The sequence below is a fragment of the Mesoterricola sediminis genome (genome assembly GCF_030295425.1).
In the GTDB taxonomy this organism is placed as follows: domain Bacteria; phylum Acidobacteriota; class Holophagae; order Holophagales; family Holophagaceae; genus Mesoterricola; species Mesoterricola sediminis.
Window position 1 is genome coordinate 4,089,673 of the sequence record NZ_AP027081.1, and the last position, 20,855, is coordinate 4,110,527.

General features: G+C 73.0%; 14 protein-coding genes. 7 read left to right on the forward strand and 7 right to left on the reverse strand.

All coding sequences use genetic code 11. From position 1 onward, the window contains the following. The first annotated feature begins 27 nt into the window (after positions 1 to 27). From R2J75_RS17805 to R2J75_RS17830, 6 genes are all read left to right on the forward strand, one after another. Positions 28 to 729: a response regulator transcription factor gene (locus R2J75_RS17805; RefSeq protein WP_243329002.1), complete on the forward strand. Its 702-nt coding sequence runs from the start codon at positions 28 to 30 to the stop codon at positions 727 to 729. 268 nt (positions 730 to 997) lie between these two features. Then, positions 998 to 2,692, forward strand: coding sequence for a 2-isopropylmalate synthase (leuA, locus tag R2J75_RS17810; RefSeq protein WP_316410720.1), 1,695 nt, complete (start codon positions 998 to 1,000; stop codon positions 2,690 to 2,692). Further along, positions 2,689 to 4,398, forward strand: a complete 1,710-nt coding sequence (gene ilvB, locus R2J75_RS17815; protein ID WP_243329000.1) for a biosynthetic-type acetolactate synthase large subunit — start codon at positions 2,689 to 2,691, stop codon at positions 4,396 to 4,398. Before leuA ends, ilvB begins: the two co-directional genes overlap by 4 nt. Further along, positions 4,380 to 4,892, forward strand: a complete 513-nt coding sequence (gene ilvN, locus R2J75_RS17820; protein ID WP_243346044.1) for an acetolactate synthase small subunit — start codon at positions 4,380 to 4,382, stop codon at positions 4,890 to 4,892. Before ilvB ends, ilvN begins: the two co-directional genes overlap by 19 nt. An 11-nt stretch (positions 4,893 to 4,903) precedes the next feature. After that, entirely contained in the window at positions 4,904 to 5,929 is a 1,026-nt protein-coding gene (ilvC, locus tag R2J75_RS17825; protein ID WP_316410721.1) for a ketol-acid reductoisomerase, read from the forward strand. Between the two features lie 27 nt (positions 5,930 to 5,956). Beyond that, positions 5,957 to 6,847 (forward strand): LysR family transcriptional regulator, encoded by an 891-nt coding sequence (locus R2J75_RS17830; protein WP_243328997.1) that lies wholly within the window; start codon positions 5,957 to 5,959, stop codon positions 6,845 to 6,847. A 22-nt stretch (positions 6,848 to 6,869) separates the two neighbouring features. Here the strand turns inward: R2J75_RS17830 and leuD are convergent, their stop codons facing one another. The 5 genes from leuD to R2J75_RS17855 form a co-directional block, all read right to left on the reverse strand. Next, positions 6,870 to 7,457, reverse strand: coding sequence for a 3-isopropylmalate dehydratase small subunit (gene leuD, locus R2J75_RS17835; RefSeq protein ID WP_316410722.1), 588 nt, complete (start codon positions 7,455 to 7,457; stop codon positions 6,870 to 6,872). Between the two features lie 7 nt (positions 7,458 to 7,464). Next, positions 7,465 to 8,871: a 3-isopropylmalate dehydratase large subunit gene (leuC, locus tag R2J75_RS17840; protein WP_316410723.1), complete on the reverse strand. Its 1,407-nt coding sequence runs from the start codon at positions 8,869 to 8,871 to the stop codon at positions 7,465 to 7,467. Further along, positions 8,868 to 9,947 (reverse strand): 3-isopropylmalate dehydrogenase, encoded by a 1,080-nt coding sequence (gene leuB / locus R2J75_RS17845; protein ID WP_243346049.1) that lies wholly within the window; start codon positions 9,945 to 9,947, stop codon positions 8,868 to 8,870. The genes leuC and leuB overlap by 4 nt, the downstream gene beginning before the upstream one ends. A 109-nt stretch (positions 9,948 to 10,056) precedes the next feature. Continuing rightward, on the reverse strand, positions 10,057 to 11,736 hold the full coding sequence (gene ilvD / locus R2J75_RS17850; RefSeq protein WP_243328993.1) for a dihydroxy-acid dehydratase: 1,680 nt from the start codon (positions 11,734 to 11,736) through the stop codon (positions 10,057 to 10,059). 84 nt (positions 11,737 to 11,820) lie between these two features. Next, positions 11,821 to 12,864, reverse strand: a complete 1,044-nt coding sequence (locus R2J75_RS17855; RefSeq protein WP_316410724.1) for a prephenate dehydrogenase/arogenate dehydrogenase family protein — start codon at positions 12,862 to 12,864, stop codon at positions 11,821 to 11,823. A gap of 219 nt (positions 12,865 to 13,083) precedes the next feature. Here R2J75_RS17855 and asnB point away from each other — a divergent pair, with 219 nt between their 5' ends. Beyond that, the gene (gene asnB, locus R2J75_RS17860) at positions 13,084 to 14,775 is read left to right on the forward strand and encodes an asparagine synthase B (RefSeq protein ID WP_243328991.1); all 1,692 of its coding nucleotides are present in this window, start codon (positions 13,084 to 13,086) and stop codon (positions 14,773 to 14,775) included. A 9-nt stretch (positions 14,776 to 14,784) separates the two neighbouring features. On the opposite strand, the gene R2J75_RS17865 is transcribed toward asnB, so the two are convergent. Next, positions 14,785 to 19,353, reverse strand: coding sequence for a CHASE domain-containing protein (locus R2J75_RS17865; RefSeq protein ID WP_316410725.1), 4,569 nt, complete (start codon positions 19,351 to 19,353; stop codon positions 14,785 to 14,787). A 162-nt stretch (positions 19,354 to 19,515) separates the two neighbouring features. Further along, the gene (locus tag R2J75_RS17870) at positions 19,516 to 20,844 is read right to left on the reverse strand and encodes a carbohydrate porin (RefSeq protein ID WP_316410726.1); all 1,329 of its coding nucleotides are present in this window, start codon (positions 20,842 to 20,844) and stop codon (positions 19,516 to 19,518) included. Positions 20,845 to 20,855: the final 11 nt, after the last annotated feature.

Here is a 20,855-nt window from a genome sequence, read left to right on the forward strand (position 1 = left end):
GCTATCGTTGGGATCATGAATGATTTTGTGCGCCATGACCTTTCGGCGGCCCGGGTCCTGCTCATCGAAGATGACGAGATCCTGGCGGCGATGGTGCAGGAAGTCCTGGAGGGCCGCGGGCTGACCGTGACCGTGGCGTCCCACCCCGAGGTGGGGCTCGCCCTCCATGCCGTCCACCGGGCGGATCTCATCCTCCTCGACCGCATGTTCCCCGGCGCGGATGGCCTGGACACGCTGCGGCACCTCCGGGACAAGGGCGACGCCGTGCCCATCATCCTCCTCACCTCCCGCGGCGAACTGGGCGACAAGCTGGAGGGCCTCGGGGAAGGGGCCGACGACTACATGGGCAAGCCCTTTTCCGTCGACGAACTGGAGGCCCGGATCCGGGCCCTCCTGCGCCGCGCCCGCCCGTCTCCCGCCCTGCCTCCGGACACCTCGGTTCATGGGCCATTCACGATCGACTGGGCCGCCATGCGGGTCGAGCGGGAGGGCCAGGTGCTGGACCTCACCCCCCAGGAGTTCCGGGTCCTCAGCCACCTGATCCGGACGCCGGACCGGCCCGTGCCCCGGGCGGAGCTCCTGGAGAAGGCTTGGCCACCCGACGGCAGGCCCGCCAGTCCCCGGACCGTGGACGTGTATGTGACGCGTCTCCGCAGCAAGCTCGGCCGCGAGTCCGACCACCCCTGGATCCTCACCCTGGACGGGGAAGGGTACAGCTGGAACGGCTGAGGCTTCCGGCGGGCCAACCCCAGGTTTGATGATAGGGCCATAAATTTCCAGGATGGCACATTGACCGGGAAGCCTTTGGATCGCAGACTGGCCCTCTGATGTTCTCGCTCAACGTACTGAACCTCCACCTTGGCCTGCTGCTTATTAGCGGCGCGGGGGAGGACTGAGCACATCCATCATTCATGGCTCTCATCCCTCTCCCGCGCTGACCGGAGGGGGCTGATGAGGCAGGCCGCTCCGGAACCAGACCCCCTTTCCGGAGCACCTGATGAATCCCAGTCGATACCGAGGCGTCCCCCCCATCCATCTGCCTGACAGGCAATGGCCGGGCCGGACCCTGACCCAAGCCCCCCGCTGGTGCAGCGTGGACCTGCGGGACGGCAACCAGGCCCTCGTCGAGCCCATGGGCCCCGAGCGCAAGCTCCGGCTCTTCGACACCCTGGTGGGACTGGGCTTCAAGGAGATCGAGGTGGGCTTCCCCTCCGCCTCCCGGACCGACCTCGACTTCGTGCGCCTCCTCATCGAGGAGGACCGGATCCCCGCCGACGTGACCATCCAGGTCCTCGTCCAGGCGCGGGAGGACCTCATCGCCGCCACGGCCGGGGCCCTCCGGGGCGCCCGCCGGGCCATCATCCACCTCTACAACAGCACCTCCGCCCTGCAGCGGCGCGTGGTCTTCCGGCAGGACCGGGAGGCCATCCTCGACCTGGCCCTGCGCGGCACCCGCTGGGTGAAGGAGGCGGCCTCCCTCCTCCGCGGCTGCAGGGTGGACCTGGAATACTCCCCCGAGAGCTTCACCGGCACCGAGCTGGACTTCGCCGCCGAGGTCTGCGACGCCGTGACCGAGACCTGGGCCCCCGCCCCCGGGGAGCGGGTGCTGATCAACCTGCCCGCCACCGTCGAGATGGCCGGCCCCAACCACTATGCGGACCAGATCGAGTGGATGGGCCGCCGCCTCCGGAACCGGGACCGCATGGTCCTCAGCGTCCATCCCCACAACGACAGGGGCTGCGCGGTGGCCGCCGCGGAGCTCGCGATGCTCGCGGGCGCCGACCGGGTCGAGGGGACCCTTTTCGGGAACGGGGAACGCACCGGGAACGTGGACCTGGTCACCCTCGCCCTCAACCTCTACACCCACGGCGTCGACCCCCGCCTGGAGCTGGGAGACCTGCCCTCGGTCATCGAGGCCTACGAGCACTGCACCCGCATGCCCGTGCCCGCGCGCCACCCCTACGCCGGCGAGCTGGTCTTCACCGCCTTCAGCGGCAGCCACCAGGACGCCATCAAGAAGGGCCTCGCCGCCCTCGAGGCGGAGGCCAACCCCCTCTGGGAGGTGCCCTACCTGCCCATCGATCCCGCCGACATCGGGCGCCAGTACGAGCCGATCATCCGCATCAACAGCCAGTCCGGGAAGGGGGGCATCGCGTTCGTGCTGGAGCAGGCCTTCGGCTTCCAGGTGCCCCGGGACCTCGCCGCCGAATTCAGCCGCGCCGTCCAGCGCATCACGGACGCCACCGGGGAGGAGCTCTCCCCCGACGGGGTGTTCGCGGCCTTCCAGCGGGAGTACCTGGCCCCGGGCCGCATCGAGCTGCTGGACTTCCACGCCCGCCACGAGCCCGGCGGCCGCGCCGCCCTCCAGTTCAAGCTCCGCGACGGGGCCCGGGAGGTGGACCTGGCGGGCACGGGCAACGGGCCCATCGACGCCTTCGTGGGCGCCCTCGCTGGCTGGCTCGGCCTGCCCCTGGCCGTGTGCGACTACAGCGAGCACGCCCTGGACGCGGGCCAGGACGCCGAGGCCGTCGCCTACGTACGGATCCGCGCGGGGAACGGCCCGGCCAGGTTCGGCGTGGGCGAGGACCGGGACATCGTGGCCGCGTCCCTGCGCGCCGTGCTCAGCGGCGTGAACCGCCTGGCCCCCGCGGAGCGTGAGCCCGCCGCCGCCCAGGCGGGGGGTGCCGCATGAGGATGAAGGGGGCCGATATCCTCTGCGCATGCCTCGCCCGGGAAGGGGTCGATCTCGTCTTCGGCTACCCCGGCGGCGCCATCCTCCCCACCTATGACGCCCTCGAAGCCAGCGGCATCCGCCACATCCTGGCCCGCCACGAGCAGGGCGCGGCCCACATGGCCGACGGCTACAGCCGCGCCTCGGGGCGCACCGGCGTCGTCATCGCCACCTCGGGCCCCGGCGCCACCAACCTCGTCACGGGGCTGGCCACGGCCATGATGGACTCGGTGCCCCTGGTGGCGATCACGGGCCAGGTCGCCTCGCCCCTGCTGGGCTCCGACGCCTTCCAGGAGGTGGACGTCACCGGCGTCACCCTGCCCATCACCAAGCACAACTTCCTCGTCCGGGAGCCGGAGGGCATCGCCCCCGCCCTCCGCGAGGCCTTCGCCCTGGCCAACGCGGGCCGTCCCGGCCCCGTCCTCGTCGACATCACGAAGGACGCCCAGACCCGGGAGGCGGTGTTCGACTGGGAGGGGGCGGAGCCCCGCCGGCACACCCGGCACCTGCCGCCGCCCGTGCCCGAGGCCGACCTGGCCCGGGCCCTGGCCCTCATCTCCGCGAGCCGGCGCCCGCTCATCCTGGCCGGCCACGGGGTCACCCTCTCCGGCGCCCACCGGGCCCTCCTGGCCTTCGCCGAGAAGGCCGGGGCCCCGGTGGCGGCGACCCTGCTGGGCCTGGACGCCTTCCCTCCCGGGCACCCGCTCTACGTGGGTTTCATGGGCATGCACGGGTCCCCCTGGACGAACCAGGCCATCCAGGAGGCCGACCTCCTCCTCGCCTTCGGCATGCGCTTCGACGACCGCGTCACCGGCGACCTCAAGGCCTTCGCTCCCTATGCCCGCAAGATCCACGTGGAGGTGGACCCCACCGAGGTCGGGAAGAACGTGGCGGTGGACGTGGCCCTCCTGGGCGACCTGCGGGAGGTCCTGGAGCGGCTCGCGCCCGCGGTCCCGGCCCTGGATTCCGGGGCGTGGCTGGACCGCATCGCCGAACTCAGGGCCGCCCACGACGCCCCGGCCTGGCCCCCGGATCCCCAGGGCGAGGGGCTCAGCCCCACCGCCGTGCTGCGCGAGCTGAGCGCCCAGGCCCCCGGCGCGATCTGGGTCACCGACGTCGGCCAGCACCAGATGTGGGAGGCCCAGGTGGTCCCCCACGGCCGGCCCCGCACCCTGCTGACCTCCGGCGGGCTCGGCACCATGGGATTCGCCCTGCCCGCCGCCATCGGCGCGAAGCTGGCGTGCCCCGAGGCCGAGGTCTGGGTGGTGGCCGGGGACGGCGGCACCCAGATGAACGTCCAGGAGCTCATGACGCTCACCCAGGAGGGCCTCGAGCTGAACGTGGCGGTCCTCAACAACAGCTACCTGGGCATGGTCCGCCAGTTCCAGACCCACTTCTACGGCGACCGCCGCGCCTCCGTGGACCTCCTGGCCCCGGACTTCGGCCTCCTGGCCCGCGCCTACGGCCTCAAGGCCGCCTCGGCCCGCACCCTCGACGAGGCCCGGGAGGCCATCCGGGAGGCCCGCGCCGGCGGCGGGGCCACCCTCATCGAATTCGTCATCAGTCCCGAAGCCGGCGTCTACCCGATGGTCCCCCCCGGCGCCGGCATCTCGGCGACCATCCACACCCCCCCGCCCACGGAGGCCCCATGCAGCGGATCCTTGTAGCCCTCACCGACAACGAGCCCGGCGTCCTGGACCGCGTGGCCTCCATCTTCCGCCGCCGCGGCTTCAACATCCACAGCCTCACGGTGAGCCCCACCCTGGATCCCGACGTGAGCCGGATCACCCTCGTCACGGACCTGGACGACCGCGCGGCGCGCGCCGCCAAGTCGTTCCTGGAGCGCCTCGTGAACGTCCACAGCGTCGAGGACTTCACCGACGCGGGCCCCCTCCTCCGCGACACGGCCCTCATCCGCGTCGCGGCAGGCCCCGCCGACCGGCCCGGGCTCTTCCAGCTCGCGGCCATCTTCCGGGCCGAGATCCTGGAGGTGGGCCCCGAGTCGGCGGTGCTGGCCTGCTGCGACGCCCCGGAGCGCATCCGGGCCTTCGTGGAGAGCCTGCGCCCCTACGGCCTGCTCGAATTCGGCCGGACCGGCGTCATCGCCGTCCGCTCCAGCGGGGACCCCGCTTCCGCCCTCCATCCCGCCGCCTCGTTCTGAAAGGAGAACCCATGGCAAAGCTCCACTACGAATCCGACGCCGACCTGTCCCTCATCCGCGGCGAGCGCATCGCCATCCTGGGCTACGGCTCCCAGGGGCACGCCCACGCGCAGAACCTCCGGGACAGCGGCGCCGACGTGCGCGTGGGCCTGCCCGAGGGCTCCCGCTCCCGGGCCCGGGCCGAGGCCGACGGCTTCCAGGTCATGGCGCCGGCCGAGGCCTGCGCCTGGGCCCGGGCCATCATGGTCCTCACCCCCGACACGGGCCAGGCGAAGCTCTACGACGAGGCCATCGCCCCGGGCCTCGCGCCCGGCAAGACCCTGATGTTCGCCCACGGCTTCAACGTCCGCTACGGGCTCATCAAGGCCCCCGAGGGCGTGGACGTGAGCATGGTCGCCCCCAAGGGCCCCGGCCACCGCGTGCGGGAGGTCTTCGCGGCGGGGGGCGGCGTCCCGGCCCTCTTCGCGGTCCACCAGGACGCCTCGGGCCGCGCCCGGGCCTTCGCCCTGGCCTACGCCAAGGGCCTGGGCGCCACCCGCGCCGGCGTGCTCGAGACCACCTTCACGGAGGAGACGGAGACCGACCTGTTCGGCGAGAAGGCCGTGCTTTGCGGCGGGGTCTCGGCCCTCGTCCAGGCCGGGTTCCAGACCCTCGTCGAGGCCGGCTACCAGCCGGAGATCGCCTACTTCGAGTGCTTCCATGAACTCAAGCTGATCGTCGACCTGATGTACCGCGGCGGCCTCACCTACATGCGGCATTCCATCAGCGACACCGCCGAGTACGGCGACTACACCGGCGGCCCCCAGGTCATCAACGCCGCCTCCCGGGAGGCCATGAAGCGCATCCTGCGCGAGATCCAGGACGGCACGTACGCGGCGGCCTGGATCCAGGAGAACCGGGAGGGCCGGACCTGGTTCGAAGCCCAGCGTGCAGAAGGTCGGGCGTCCGCCATCGAGCAGGTGGGCCGCGAGCTCCGGCGCGCCATGCCCTTCCTCGAGCCCGTGGACCTGCTCGCCCCGGATCCGGCGAAGGTATAATCGATAAATACTGGAGGCGGCGACCGGATGGATTTCCCAGAACTGGAAGTGCTGATCAGCCTCGCCCAGGAGGGGAGCTTTTCCCGGGCCGCGGAGCGTCTCAACCGGTCCCAGCCGGCGGTGAGCCAGGCCATCAAAAGGCTGGAGGACGAGGTGGGCCTGCCCCTCCTCAACCGCTCCAGCCGCAAGGTGACCCTCACCGCCGCCGGCGCCGCCCTCCTGGACCACGCCACCCGCATGGTCCAGCTGCGCCAGGACGCGCTCCACACCCTGGAGAACCTGCGCCACTTCAAGCGCGGCGTGATCCGCATCGCCGCCAGCGAGAGCGTCTGCCACTACGTGCTGCCCCCGCTCCTGCGGGCCTTCCGCCACGCGTACCAGGCCATCAAGCTCGAGGTCGTCCAGAGCACCTCGTCCTCCATCCCCGTGCTCCTCGTGGACCAGGACTTCGATTTCGGGTTCCTCTCCTACGCGCCGCCCCACAAGGACCTGGAATCCCGGGTCCTCTTCCGGGACGAGCTGGCCCTGGCCCTCTTCCCGGGCCACCCCCTGGCCGCCCGGGCCGCCGTCGACCTGGAGGATCTGGGGAAGGAGAGCTTCATCGCCCACCTGGCCCAGACCCCGGCCCGCATGCACCTGGTCGATCTCTTCGCCCGGGAGCGGGTGCCGCTCCGCATCGTCATGGAGCTCTCGAGCCTGGAGACCATCAAGGACTTCGTGAAGGCCGGGGAGGGCATCGCCCTGATCCCCCGCATGAGCATGCGCGCCGAGCTGGAGGCCGGGACCCTCGTGTCCCCCAAGGTCCGCGGCCTCGCCATCGGCCGCGACGTCCGCCTCGTCCATCGCGCGGCCCGGAACCATTCCCTGGCCGGCAAGGCCTTCCTGGAGATCATCGACCGGGCCTATCCGCCGGCGTGACCGGGCAGGTCCGCCGGCCCCCTCAGACCATCCACCCCGCCGCGGCGCGGGCGGCCTCGTAGGCCTCGATCGCGGGCAGGCGCCGGAGGGTGCCTGCGATCTCGTCCAGGCCCTCCAGGAGGGCCGCCCGGCCCCAGGCTTCGCAGGTGAAGGGCCAGGCGCCTCCCCCGGCCCGGATCTCCAGGTTCGCCAGGTCCACGGTCACCGGGCCTCCGGCGGCCTGGATGGCGGCGATCGTCTCCGGCGGCGCCACGGCCGGCAGCAGGCCGTTCTTGAAGCTGTTGGTGCGGAAGATGTCGGCGAAGCCGGGCGCGATCACGACGCGGAACCCGTAGTCCAGGAGGGCCCAGGGGGCGTGCTCCCGGCTGGATCCGCACCCGAAGTTGGGCCCGGCCAGGAGGACCGTGGCGCCGCGGGCCTCGGGGCGGTTCAGGACGAAGGCGGGGTTCTCCACCCCCTCCTCCAGGTAGCGTTCGTCGTGGAAGAGGTGGCGGCCCAGGCCGCTCCGGAAGATCGTCGTGAGGAACTGCTTGGGGATGATGAAGTCGGTGTCGATGTTCCCGCGCACGAGGGCGGCCGCGGTGCCGTTGTGGACGGTGAAGGGTTCCATGGCGGCCTCAGAGGTAGTCGCGCACGTCGGCGAGGCGCCCCGCGACGGCGGCGGCGGCGGCCATGCCCGGCGAGACGAGGTGGGTGCGGCCGCCCCTGCCCTGGCGGCCTTCGAAGTTGCGGTTGCTGGTGCTGGCGCAGCGCTGGCCCGGGCGCAGCCGGTCCTCGTTCATGGCCAGGCACATGGAGCAGCCCGGCTCGCGCCATTCGCAGCCGGCCTCCAGGAAGACGCGGTCGAGGCCCTCGGCCTCGGCCTGGGCCTTGACGAGGCCGCTGCCGGGCACGACGAGGACCCGCACGCCGGGGGCCGCCTTCCGGCCCCGGAGGACGGCCGCGGCCTCCCGCAGGTCGGCGAGGCGCCCGTTGGTGCAGGAACCGATGAAGACGACGTCCACCGCCAGGTCCGCCAGGGGCTGGCCGGGGCGGATCCCCATGTAGGCGAGGGCCCGGGCCACGGCCTCGGCCCTGGCCGCGTCCGGCTGGGCGGCGGGGTCGGGGGCCTGCCCGGTGATGGCGGCCACGTCCTCCGGGTTGGTCCCCCAGGTGACCTGGGGGGCCAGGTCCGAGACGTCGAGCAGGTGCTCCCGGTCGAAGGCCGCGCCCGCGTCGGACCGCAGCGCCCGCCAGCGGGTCACCGCGTCGTCCCAGCGGGGCCCCCGGGGCGCCATGGGCCGGCCCTCGAGCCACGCGAACGTGGTTTCGTCCGGGGCCACGAGACCCGTCCGGGCGCCGGCCTCGATGGCCATGTTGCAGAGGGTCATGCGCGCCTCCATGCCCATGGCGCGCACCGCCTCGCCCGTGAATTCCAGCGCGTGGCCGGTGCCCCCGGCCATGCCGATGTCCCCGATCAGGCGGAGGGCGACATCCTTGGCGCCCACGCCCGGGGGGAGGACGCCCCGCACGTCCACGCGGAAGGTGCGCGCCCGGCGCTGGGCGAGGGTCTGGGTGGCGAGGACGTGCTCGACCTCGCTGGTGCCGATGCCGAAGGCCAGGGCACCGAAGGCCCCGTGGGTGCTGGTGTGGCTGTCGCCGCACACCACGGTGGTGCCGGGGAGGGTGAAGCCCTGCTCGGGCCCCACGATGTGGACGATGCCCTGGCGCGGGTCCCGCAGGGGGATGTAGGGCACGCCGAACCGGGCGACGTTGGCCTCGAGCGTCTCCACCTGCAGGCGGCTGGTGGCATCCCCGATGCCGGCGGCGCCCAGGGCGCGGTCGCGGGTGGGGACGTTGTGGTCGGCCACGGCCAGGGCCGCCTGGGGCCGCCGAACGGGCCTTCCGGCCCGGTCGAGGCCCTCGAAGGCCTGGGGGCTGGTGACCTCGTGCACCAGGTGCCGGTCGATGTAGAGGAGCGCGTTGCCGTCGCCCAGGTCCTCGACGACGTGGCTGTCCCAGAGCTTGGCGTAGAGGGTCTTCATGCGGGGATCCCCTGGAGCCGGGGCACGAGGGCCGCGCGGACGGCCTCGCCCGCCTCGGCGGTGCCGAGGGTGGCGCGGGGCACGGCCAGGTCGCGGGTGCCCCGGCCGCTGGCGAGGACGTCGTAGACCGCCGCCTCCAGGGCCGCGGCCTCCGCCGCCAGGCCCAGGGCGTGCCGGAGCAGCATCGCCGCGCTCAGGATGGCGCCGAAGGGGTTGGCCACGTCCTGCCCCGCGAGGTCGGGGGCGGAGCCGTGCACCGGCTCGAAGAGGGCCACCGCGCCCCCGAGGCTGGCGCTGGGGAGCATGCCGAGGCCGCCGGTGAGCACGGAGGCCTCGTCGCTGAGGATGTCCCCGAACATGTTGTCGGTGAGGATCACGTCGAAGGAGGCGGGGCGGGTGACGATGGCCATGGCGCAGGCGTCCACGTAGAGGTGGTCCAGGGCCACGTCCGGATAGTCCGCGGCCACCTCCTTCACCACCGTCCGCCACAGCTGGCTCGATTCGAGCACGTTGGCCTTGTCGACGCTGGTCACGCGGCGCCGGCGGCCCCGGGCCGCCTCGAAGGCGGCGCGGGCGATGCGCTCGACCTCGAACCGGGCGTAGGCCAGGGTGTTCACGCCACGCTCGGCCGTGAGGCTCCGGGGCTCGGCGAAGTAGAGCCCGCCGGCCAGTTCCCGGACGATCATCATGTCGGTGCCGCGGACGATCTCCTCCCGCAGGGGCGAGGCGCCGGCGAGCATCGGGTGCACGAAGGCGGGGCGCAGGTTCGCGTAGACGCCGAGGCCCGCCCGCAGGCGGAGCAGGCCCGTCTCGGGCTTCAGGGGGTTGGGGTTGGCGTCGAACCGGGGGTGCCCGACCGCGCCCAGGAGCACCGCGTCGGAGGCGAGGCAGGCCTCCAGCGTCGAGGCCGGGAGGGGATCCCCGCAGGCGTCCAGCGCCGCGCCGCCGACGGGCAGGGCCTGGCAGACGAAGGTGTGGCCGCCCAGGTCCGCGATGCGGTCCAGGCACCCGAGGGCCTCGCGGACCACTTCGGGGCCGATGCCGTCTCCTGGAAGCACTGCGATCCGGGCCTTCATGGGGGACTCCTCCTCGCCGCGCTGGGCGCGCGGAGGTCCATTAGGCACGGCCGCGGCCGGGAGCGTCCACGACTATCCACAAACCTACCGGTCCGATAACCGGGGGCAATCACCGGCGTTCGGGATCCAGGACGGCGCCCCGGTCGGCGCTCGTCACCATCCGGAGGTAGCGACCGAGCCAGCCGTTCCGCCGCGGCGGCGCCGGGGGCGTCCAGGCCGCTTCGCGCGCCGCCCATTCGCCGTCGGGGATCAGCAGGTCCAGGCGGCGCGCCGGGATGTCGATGCGCACGGGGTCGCCGTCCCGCACCAGGCCGATGGGTCCGCCCTGGGCGGCCTCCGGGCTCACGTGGCCGATGCAGAGGCCGGCGGTGCCCCCCGAGAAGCGCCCGTCGGTGACGAGGGCCACGGCGCGGCCCAGGCCCTGGCCCTTGATCATGGAGGTGGGCGAGAGCATCTCGGGCATACCCGGTCCGCCCCGGGGCCCTTCGTAGCGGATGAACACCACGTCCCCCGGCCGCACCTCCCGGCGGCCCAGGGCGGCCAGGGCGGCGTCCTGGCCCTCGAAGACCCGGGCGTACCCCTCGAACACGTGGCAGCCGGGGTCCACGCCGGCGCTCTTGACCACGGCGCCGCCGGGGGCCAGGTTCCCGAAGAGCACGGCGAGGCCCCCGTCCGGGGAGAAGGCGTCCTCCAGCCGCCGGATGACGGTCCCGTCCGGGTCCGGGGCGGCGGCGGCGAGGTCCCCGAGGGTGCCCCCGGCCGCCGTCGGGCACGCGAGGTCCAGCAGACCCTCCCGGCGGGAGAGCTCCTTCAGGATGGCGGGGACGCCGCCGGCGGCGTCCACGTCCTGGATGTGGACGTCGCTGACGGAAGGCGAGACCTTGCAGATGCAGGGGGTCCGGGCGGAGATGGCGTTGATGCGCGCCAGGGGGTAGTCGAGGCCGGCCTCGAAGGCCACGGCGAGGGTGTGGAGGATGGTGTTGGTGGAGCCCCCCATGGCCATGTCGAGGGCGAAGGCGTTGTCCAGGGAGGCCTGCGTCACCAGCTGCCGGGGGGTGGGGCCCGTGGCCAGGAGGTCGAGGATCCGCCGGCCCGCGGCGCGCGCCAGGTCCAGCCGCCGGGGATCGGTGGCGGGGATGGTGCCGTTGCCGGGAAGGGCCATGCCCACCGCCTCCAGGAGGCAGTTCATGGAGTTGGCCGTGAACATGCCGGAGCAGGAGCCGCAGGTGGGGCAGGCCGAGGCCTCCAGGCGGCGGAGCTCCTCCTCCGTCATGAGGCCGCTCTGCACGGCGCCCACCCCCTCGAAGACGGTGATGAGGTCCGCGGGGCCGCCGTCGGGCCGGGTGCCCTTGAGCATGGGCCCGCCGGTGACGAAGAGCGTGGGGAGGTCGAGGCGCACGGCGGCCATGAGCATGCCGGGGGTGATCTTGTCGCAGTTGGAGACGCACACGAGCGCGTCGAGGCAGTGGGCCTGGGCCATGGTCTCCACGGCGTCCGCGATGAGTTCCCGGCTGGGCAGGGAGAAGCGCATCCCGTCGTGGCCCATGGCGATGCCGTCGTCCACGGCGATGGTGTTGAATTCGAAGGGCACGCCTCCCGCCTCCCGCACCGCCTCCTTCACGAGGGCCGCGAAGCCGTGGAGGTGGGCGTGGCCGGGCACCAGGTCCGTGTACGAATTGGCGATGCCGATGAACGGCTTGGCCAGGTCCGCTTCGGCCACGCCGGCGGCCCGCAGCAGGCTCCGGTGGCCCGCCCTCTCCAAACCCTGTTTCACCGCATCCGAGCGCATGGACCGGCCTCCCTGGCCGAACCCTATCAGCTTGGGGCGGTCCTACGGCCCGCCGGTTTCAATTCGAATAGGCCCATAACGAATTCAGGCCTGGCCCTGGTCGCGTCTGCTCGCACGAATGACAGTCTGGAAGACGTCGGTGGCGGTCTCGGGATCCAGGCCGGCGGCGGTGGCCCAGGCCCGGCGCTCCGCCATCACGGCGGCCTCGCGGACGGGGTCCAGCACGGGCGCGCCCAGGGCGGCCTTGGCCCGGCCGGCGCGGCGGCTCAGCTCGGCGCGCCGGGCGAGGAGGGCCACCAGGTCCCGGTCCACGGCGTCGATGCCCTCCCGGATCTCCTGCAGGGCCGGCGAACGCTGGCCCAGGTCCGGCAGGGCCAGGGCGGCGGGCACGGGCCCGCCCTGTCCCGCGGCCTCCAGGCCCGCGTGGATGGCGCCGAGGGCCTCCAGGAGCCGCGTGCGGGCCTCGGCGGCGAAGGGGTTGAGGTTCTGGATCGCCGCGAAGAGGTGGCTCGCGTCCTCGCGCACCGTCTCCAGCGTGCGCTGAACGGCGTGGAAGGAGGGCGGCGCGAAGGGCAGGTCGGCGCCGGCGCCGGCGTCCAGCAGGCCCTTGGCGAGGAAGAAGGTCAGGGCGTGGGTGGTCGCCATCACCCGGTCGTGGTCCTCGGGGGTCTGGACGAGCACCTCGCAGCCCAGGGCGCCGAAGAGGGCCGAGACGCGCTCCGCCGCGCCGGGGCAGGCGGGATCGGGGCAGACCACGGTGCGGATGGGGCGCTCGGCGCGCACGAGGCTCATGGGCCCGAAGAGGGGATGGGCGCCGGCCCGGGGGAGGTCGCCGAGGCGTTCGGCCATCCACCGCGCGGGGAGCACCTTCACGCTGGCCACGTCGAACACCACCTGGCCGGGCTCCAGGAGGGGCGCCACCGTGTCCAGGACGCCCGGCAGGGCCAGCACCGGCACCGCCAGCGCCACCAGGTCGGCCTCGGCCACCAGGCCGCGCAGGTCCGAGGCCTGGACCAGGGCGGGGATGTCGGCGCGGGGATCCAGGGCGCGGTAGGGGACGCCGGCCTCCTCCATCAGGCCGCCCAGGGCCCGCCCGAACTGTCCGAAGCCCAGGATCCCGACCCGCACGCAGCCCTCCCCGCGTAACAGGCTCGCACGGGTCGGCGCTCCGCCACAACCGGGGGGGCGCCTTGACGGAAGGGGGACCGGGAACGATACTCCCCGGATGACCTTCGTCCTCGCCAACGTCGCCAGCAATCATCCTCCCCCGGGGTGGAGCAGGTGATCCGCGGGATCCCGACCTTCGCCCCACGTCCCGACGTGGGGCTTTTTTTTTCAGGAGCGCCCATGTGCGGAATCCTCGCCATCCTCGACATCGACCCGGCCCGGTCCCATCCCGCCGAGCTCCGGCGGCAGGCCCTCGCCATGGCGCGGAAGCTGCGCCACCGGGGGCCCGACTGGAGCGGGATCCGCAGCGACGGGCGCGCCATCCTGGCCCACGAGCGCCTGTCCATCGTGGACGTGGAGCACGGGGCCCAGCCGCTGGAGGATGTGCGGACGGGCTGCCTGTTGACGGTCAACGGTGAGATCTACAACCACCAGGAGCTCCGCCGGGGCCTGCGGGACGCCCACCTGTTCCAGACCCGCTCGGACTGCGAGGTGATCCTGTACCTCTACGAGGAGGATTCGCCGCGCGCCTTCCTCAACCGCATGAACGGGATCTTCGCGTTCGTCCTCTACGATCCCCGCCGGGACACCTGGCTGATCGCCCGTGACCCCCTCGGGGTGGTGCCCCTGTACCTGGGCTGGGACCGGAACGAGAACCTCTACGCCGCCTCCGAGCTCAAGGCGCTGGCCGGCACCTGCGAGCGCATCCAGGAATTCCCGCCGGGGTGCTACCTGCTGGGAAGCGAGCGGGAGAAGGGTTTCCAGCGCTACTACACGCCGGCCTGGGCCGAACCCGGCCACGTGCCGGACCGCCCTGCCGATCCGACGGCCATCCGCGAGGCCCTCCAGGCCGCGGTCCACCGCCAGCTCATGTGCGACGTCCCCTACGGCCTCCTGATCTCGGGCGGGGTGGACTCCTCCATCATCGCGGCGGTGGCGGCCCAGTACCGCGAGGCGCGGGTGGAGGAGGAGGACCGCGGCCCCTCCTGGTGGCCCCGCATCCACTCCTTCGCCGTGGGCCTGGAGGGGGCGCCGGACCTGGCTCCCGCCCGCCGCGTGGCGGAGCACATCGGGGCCATCCACCACGAGATCCACTTCACCGTCCAGGAGGGGCTGGACGCCCTCTCCGACGTGATCTACCACCTGGAGACCTTCGACATCACGACGGTCCGGGCCTCCACGCCCATGTTCCTCATGATGCGGAAGATCCGCGCCATGGGCATCAAGATGGTCCTCTCCGGCGAGGGCGCCGACGAGATCTTCGGGGGCTACCTGTACTTCCACAAGGCGCCCTCGGGGGCGGCCCTCCACGAGGAGACGGTGCGCAAGCTCTCGAAGCTGCACCTCTACGACTGCCTGCGGGCCAACAAGTCCGCGGCGGCCTGGAGCGTGGAGGCCCGGGTGCCCTTCCTGGACCGGGAGTTCCTCGACGTGGCCATGGCCATGGACCCGGCGGCGAAGCTGCCCCGCAACACCGCCAGCGGCATGGAGAAGCACCTGCTGAGGGAGGCCTTCGACGGCTGGATCCCGGACGAGGTGCTCTGGCGCCAGAAGGAGCAGTTCTCGGACGGGGTGGGCTACCGCTGGATCGACAGCCTCAAGGCCCACGCGGAGATCGAGGTCACGGACGGCATGATGCGCGGCGCCGCGGAGCGGTTCCCCGTGAAGACCCCGCTCACCAAGGAGGCCTACCTCTACCGCCAGATCTTCGAGAGCCACTTCCCCATGGCGACGGCCGTCAACTGCGTGCCCTTCGAGGCCAGCGTCGCCTGCAGCACCCCGGCGGCCCTGGCCTGGGATCCCAGCTTCGCGGGACGGGCCGACCCCTCGGGCCGGGCCGTCGCCGGGGTCCACCGGGACGCGCTCGGGTGAGGGAGGGCCTCAGCGGGGCTCCTCCACGCCGCCCAGGGACTCGAGGAAGGCCCGGGCGGCCTTGAAGGCCTCCGTGGCGGCGTCGGCGAGGCCGGGGACCGGGAGCGGGTCCCCGGCCTCGGCGGCCGCCTCCAGGCGCTCGCAGGCGGTGCCGAGGGCGGTGAGGCCGATGGTGCGGGCCGAGCCCTTGAGGGCGTGGGCGGCGAAGGCGAGGCCTCGGCCGTCGCCCTCCGAGGCGGCCCGCCGGAGATCCTCCACCAGGGCGATGCCGCGCCCCAGGAAGGGATCCACGATGGCCTCGCGGAACGCCACCGCGTCGCGGCCGAACACCTGCCAGACCTTGTCGAAGAGCACCGCGTCCAGGGCGAGGCCGGGGTCGGGGGCCGGGAAGCTCCCCGCGGCGTCGGGCACCGGAGTCGGGGCCTCCCCCTTCAGCCAGCGGCCCACGGCCGTGAGCATGGCCTCCCGGGTGATGGGCTTGGTGAGGTAGTCGTCCATGCCCGCGTCGAGGCAGCGGGCCCGGTCCCCGGCCATGGCGTTGGCGGTCATGGCGACGACGGGCACGCGCCGGCCGGTGAGGGCCTCCTGCTCCCGGAGGAGGCGGGTGGCCTGGAACCCGTCCATTTCGGGCATCTGGCAATCCATCAGGACCAGATCGAAGCCCGTCCGCTCCGCCGCGGCCAGGGCCTCCAGGCCATCCCGGGCGACCGTCACCTCCAGGCCCGCCTCCTCCAGGAACTTGCGGGCGATGGCCTGGTTGACCTCATGGTCTTCCGCCAGGAGAACCCGTCCGGTCAGGCGCTGAACGGGCCGCTCAGCCCCGCGCCGGATCGGGTCGGGGAGGGACTGCCGCACCACCTCGGGGCGGCCCGGCTCGCGGCCCAGGGCGGCCCGGAGGGCATGGACGAGGCTCTTCCGGTTGATGGGCTTGAACAGGTAGGCGTCGAACCAGGGACCCGCCCTGCGCACCGAGCCGTCCCCCACGGCGGTGCCGGTGAGCAGGGCAAGGGCCAGGGGCGAGAACCGGGGATCCTCCCGGAGGGCCTGGGCGAAGGCGCTGCCGTCCTCCCGGCCCTGGAGGTGGAAGTCCACGGTGACGGCGTCGAAGGGGGTCCCCTGCGCGAGGGCCTCCGCCAGCAGGGCCCGGGCCTCCGGGGCCGAGGCGGCGCAGGCCGGTTCGGCTCCGGCGGCCTCCAGCTGCCGGGCCAGCAGCTTCTGGTCCAGGGGGTTGTCATCCAGGATGAGGATCCGCTTCCCGGCCAGGTCTTCCGGCATGCGGGGTTCGGGGGGCGCGGCGGGATCGGCCTGGAGGGGGAGTTCCACGAACAGGGTGGTGCCGAGGCCGGGCCGGCTCTCCAGGCGGACCGAGCCGCCCATGGAGGCCAGGATGCGCTTGACCAGCACGAGGCCGAGGCCGGTGCCGCCGAAGCGGCGGGCCGTGGAGGACTCCGCCTGCACGAAGGGCTGGAAGAGGCGCCCCTGCTTTTCCTCGGGGATGCCGATCCCCGTGTCCTGCACGGTGAGGCGGAAGGGGCCGTCCGGATCCCGCTCGACGCCGATGAAGACGTGGCCCTCCTCCGTGAACTTGATGGCGTTGCTCACCAGGTTGTTGAGCACCTGGCGGACGCGTCCCGCGTCCCCCACCACCCGGGCCGGGGTGGCGGGATCGTAGTCGACCAGGACCTCCACCCGCCGGTTGCGGAGCCGGGCGCGGAACAGCTCCGCCACCTCGAAGACCAGTTCCTCCAGGTCGAAGGGCAGACTGGCCAGGGAAAGCTGACCCGCCTCGATCTTGGAGAAATCGAGGAGGTCGTTGAGCAGGTCCAGGAGGGCCTCGCCGGAGCGGTTGATGGCCAGGACGTAATCCTGCTGCTCCGGGGAGAGGGAGGTTCCGGCCAGGAGCTCGGCCATGCCCAGCACGCCGTGGAGGGGGGTCCGGATCTCGTGGCTCATGTTGGCGAGGAATTCCGACTTGGCGACGCTGGCGGCGTTGGCGCGCTGGGTCTCCTCCTGGAGCAGGCTGTTCAGGCGGCCGGCTTCCTCCAGGGCGCGGCGCTGGGCCAGTTCCGCGTTCATGAGGTCCGTGATCTCCGCGATGCTGCCCACCATGCGCAGGGGCGCGCCGGCGGCATCCCGCTCCACCACCTGCCCCCGGTCCAGCACCCAGACCGTCTCGCCATCGGTGCGGCGGAGGCGGTGCCGGCTCAGGTAGGGCGCCCCCGTGTCCAGGCTCGCCTGGATTCGGTCCTGCAGCGCGGGCAGGTCGTCGGGGAAGATCCAGGCGGAGAAGGTGTCGAAGGGGTGCTCCAGGAAGCGCTCGTCCAGGCCCAGGATCCGGCACCAGCGCACGTTGTGCGTCACGCGGCCGCTGCGGATCTCCCAGTCCCAGATGCCCTCCCCCGTGGCCTCCATGGCGTAGGTGAGCCGGCGTTCGGCCTGGATGCGGGGGGTCTCGTCCCGCATGCTCACCAGGAAGGTGTTGCCCTCGGGGACGGGCAAGCGCGACAGGGCGATGGTGGCGATGAAGGAGGTGCCGTCGGGCCGGACATGGGTCCAGTCGAAGCGGATCACCCCCACCTCCGATGCCCGGCGCAGGTGGCGGCGCGCCAGGTCCACGCTGGGGGTGCCATCCGGCTGGACCTCCGGCGAGAAATCCACCGGGGAATGCCCCAGGAGGGACGCCCGGTCCACCCCCAGCAGGGACAGGGCCGAGGGATTGCAGGCGGTGTAGCGGCCCCCCGTCATGAGGAGGTAGGCGTCGGGGGACTCGTCGAAGAGCATGCGGTGGCGGGCCTCGCTCAGGGAGAGCTTGTGCTCGGTGGCCTTCCGCTCCGTGATGTCCTCCCAGGTCCAGATGCTGCCGCGGGCGGGGTCCTGGGGATCGACGAGGGAGCCGCACAGCCAGACCCAGATGGGCGTGCCGTCCTTGCGGACCATCGCCACCTCGGCCTTGTGGACGCCGCCGGCCAGGATGACCGGGTAGGCCTGGGCCCGGAGGGCCTCGTAGGCGGCCTCGTCGGGATACACCCGCCGCACGGAGCTGCCCTCCAGCTCTTCGGAAGACCAGCCCACCAGGCCCGCCATGCGGCGGTTGGTCCACACGAAGTGGCGGTCCTTCACGTGGGTGATGCCCACGCTGGCCGAATCGAGGATGGCCTGCTGCTCCCGGCTGAGGCGGGCCAGTTCGTCCCGCAGGTTGCGGGCCTCCGTCACGTCCCGGCCCACGGCCAGCACGCCCAGCACCTTGCCGTTCGCATCCCGCACCGGGGACTTGAGGGTGTCCACGTGGAGCACCCGGCCATCGGGGTAGTGGTGGACTTCGTCGATGTGGATGGGGCCGCCCCCCTCCAGCGCCCGGTGATCGTCCCGGCGGAACCCCGCCGCCATCTCCGGAGGATAGAGGTCCTCGTCCCGCAGGCCGACGATCTCCGACCGCGTCCGCCCCTCCAGCTCCTGGAAGGCCGGGTTGCAGGCCAGGTACCGCCCGTCCAGCCCCTTGAAGAACACCACGTCCGGGATGGCGTCCAGGAGGCTCTTGAACATGGATTCGCCGGCCTGGGCCCGGGACATGGCCAGGTCGCGGGCCCGGGCCAGCTCCCAGGCGAGGGTGGCCAGGAGGAGGGTCGCCAGGGCCCCCGTCAGGATCACGACGCCCTCGCGGCCCCGCAGGCGCTCCAGGACGCCGGGCTCCCGGCGCCACGCGGTGACGGTCCAGGTCCGATGGCCGACCTCCAGACGCCCGCGCGCCGTGGCCCCCACCGGGGCGGTTCCGGCCTGGAAAAGGAGGCTGCCGGCCCCGTCCGCGGGGCCGTCGTGCAGGGTGACGGCCAGGTCCTCCGGCAGGGGCCCCAGGGTACCCTCCAAGAGGTCGGCCATGCGGAAGGGCGCGTAGATCCAGCCCAGGAGACCCTGCTGCCGATCCGCGGCCGGGCGGGGCGTGGACGGCAGGTCCTGGGGGCGCCGCACGGGCAGGTACATGAGGAAGCCCGCCTGGAGGTCCTTCCCCGATTCCTGGACGAGGGTCACCGGGCCGCTGACGACGATGTCGTCCTGGGCCGCCGCCTGGTCCATGGCGGCGCGGCGCACGGGGTCGGTGTACATGTCGTAGCCGAAGGCCCGCAGGTTGCGGCCGGTCAGGGGCTCCAGGTAGACGATGGCCGTGGCGGGACCCGCCCCCGGGTCGGGCCGGATGGCGTAGTCGGGGAACCCCTCGGCCCGCACCCGGGCTTCGTGGACGGCCTTGCTCCCCGGCGGGATCCAGGCGGCGAAGCCCACGCCCTGGATCCCGGGGAAGGCGCGGTCGAAATCCACGCCGTCCACGTAGGCCCGGAACTGGGCCCGGTCCATGGGCGCGAACCGGAAGAGGGTCCGCCCGTCGCGCAGGATCTGGGCGTAGGCGTCCATGCGCTGGCGGATGCGGCCCATGGCGTCCTGCATCTCCAGTTCCACCTGGACCTTGCCGTCCTGGATGGCGTCGGCCCGGGCGGACCGCCAGATGGCGAAGGTGATCACCGCCCCGCAGGCCGCCACGAAGGCGGGGGCCATCCAGGCCGGGAATTTCCGGAGCCGCAGCTTCACGGCCCCACCTCGGCGCCGCCCTCCGCGGGCCGGGAGGAGGGCACCGGAGGGGGGGCGGCAGGGCCCATGGCGGACAGGAACATGGCGGTCCAGAAGGGGAAGGGTCCCATTACGCCGTCAATCGCCGACGGGGTCAATGGTTATTCATGGCGCCCCGGGCCGTCAGAACGCGCCGTGCACCCGCAGCGCGAACACCTGGACCGGCCCCCGCGCGCGGTTCATGCCGGGGTTCCAGAGGCGCTGCGCATCCCCGGTCACGGTGATCCCGGGGGCCAGGGCCACGGCGTAGAAGGCCTCCAGGATCCGCTCGGCGCCCTCTGCCAGGCGGCCGTCGCCCAGCAGGAAGCCCTGGCCGCCCTGGGCCAGGTAGGCCGCGTGGTCCCGGCTCAGGCCGTTGGCGGCGAAGGCGACCCCCAACCGGTCCTGGGGGCGGTGCCAGGCTTTCCCGGCCGCCGAAAGGCCCGCCGCCAGGGACCGGTCCGCCTCCGTGAAGGCCCAGCTCTCGGTCCGGCCGTCGTTCCAGCCGGCCCGCAGGAAGACGCCGGTCCCCTCCGCCAGATCCTGCTCCACATTCAGGCCGGCGCCGGACTTGGTGCGCCCGGGAGCCCGGGTGGCGTCCACCGCCGGAGGCGTCAGGGCCAAGGCGTCCCGGTACACCCCCATGCGCGCGTGGTTGGCGAACACCAGCACGGCCACCCGCCCCGGCAGGTCCCCCCACCGGTGCTCCCGCCCCACTTCCAGGACATCGCCGTGGGCCCGGGACACCTGATGATCGAAGGCCATCTGGTTCGCCGCCCGCGGCTCCAGGAAGCTGCCCAGCCGGACCGACCAGGCCTCCCAGGCCACCTCGGCCACGAGACCCCAGCTGTAGCCCCGGGTGTCCGCCGGGTAGTCCCAGGCGGCGGTGTCCATGAAGGACCAGTTCAGGAAGGCCGTGCGGGGATCCCCGGCCCAGCCGTTGAGGTCGAAGAGATCGTTCATGGCCATCTTGCCGGCCGTGAGCGTCAGGCGCCGGGAGTGCCGCGAACCGCCGAAGGCCAGCGGCCCCCCCTCCGCCTCCCGCGCCCCGGCCCCCGGCAGGGCCCACGTCTGGCGCAGGAACACCCGCGACAGGTTGGGCGCGACCTTGGGATCGCTGACCCGGTAGATCTCGCCGTTGGGGGCGCCGGCCAGGCCCTGCACGCGGCTGTCGCCCTTGCCCCCCAGCAGCTCCGGGGTGACGACGACCTCGCCCCCCGTCCAGGGCCGCCAGCCCAGGCAGAGGGTCGCGCTGAAGCTGCCCGCGACCTCCCGCCGGCTGGCGAAGCTGGCGGGCCCCGCGTAGGGGGACGGGAAGGCCCCGTGGCCCTGGAGGACGTACGTGGTCTGCCCGTGCACGAACAGGGTCGCCCCGGGATCGTCGGCGGCCCGGAGGCGGGGCGTGGGAAGGCTCAGGGCCAGGAGGCCCGCGAAGGCCCGGGGCAGGGCCCGGCGGAGGAAGGTTCGGCGCATGATCGGCTCCA

Coding starts and splice junctions, on each gene's coding strand:
- leuA (WP_316410720.1), top strand. CDS start 998: ATGAATCCCAGTCGATACCGAGGCGTCCCCCCCATCCATCTGCCTGAC.
- ilvB (WP_243329000.1), top strand. CDS start 2,689: ATGAGGATGAAGGGGGCCGATATCCTCTGCGCATGCCTCGCCCGGGAA.
- ilvN (WP_243346044.1), top strand. CDS start 4,380: ATGCAGCGGATCCTTGTAGCCCTCACCGACAACGAGCCCGGCGTCCTG.
- ilvC (WP_316410721.1), top strand. CDS start 4,904: ATGGCAAAGCTCCACTACGAATCCGACGCCGACCTGTCCCTCATCCGC.
- R2J75_RS17830 (WP_243328997.1), top strand. CDS start 5,957: ATGGATTTCCCAGAACTGGAAGTGCTGATCAGCCTCGCCCAGGAGGGG.
- leuD (WP_316410722.1), bottom strand. CDS start 7,457: ATGGAACCCTTCACCGTCCACAACGGCACCGCGGCCGCCCTCGTGCGC.
- leuC (WP_316410723.1), bottom strand. CDS start 8,871: ATGAAGACCCTCTACGCCAAGCTCTGGGACAGCCACGTCGTCGAGGAC.
- leuB (WP_243346049.1), bottom strand. CDS start 9,947: ATGAAGGCCCGGATCGCAGTGCTTCCAGGAGACGGCATCGGCCCCGAA.
- ilvD (WP_243328993.1), bottom strand. CDS start 11,736: ATGCGCTCGGATGCGGTGAAACAGGGTTTGGAGAGGGCGGGCCACCGG.
- asnB (WP_243328991.1), top strand. CDS start 13,084: ATGTGCGGAATCCTCGCCATCCTCGACATCGACCCGGCCCGGTCCCAT.
- R2J75_RS17870 (WP_316410726.1), bottom strand. CDS start 20,844: ATGCGCCGAACCTTCCTCCGCCGGGCCCTGCCCCGGGCCTTCGCGGGC.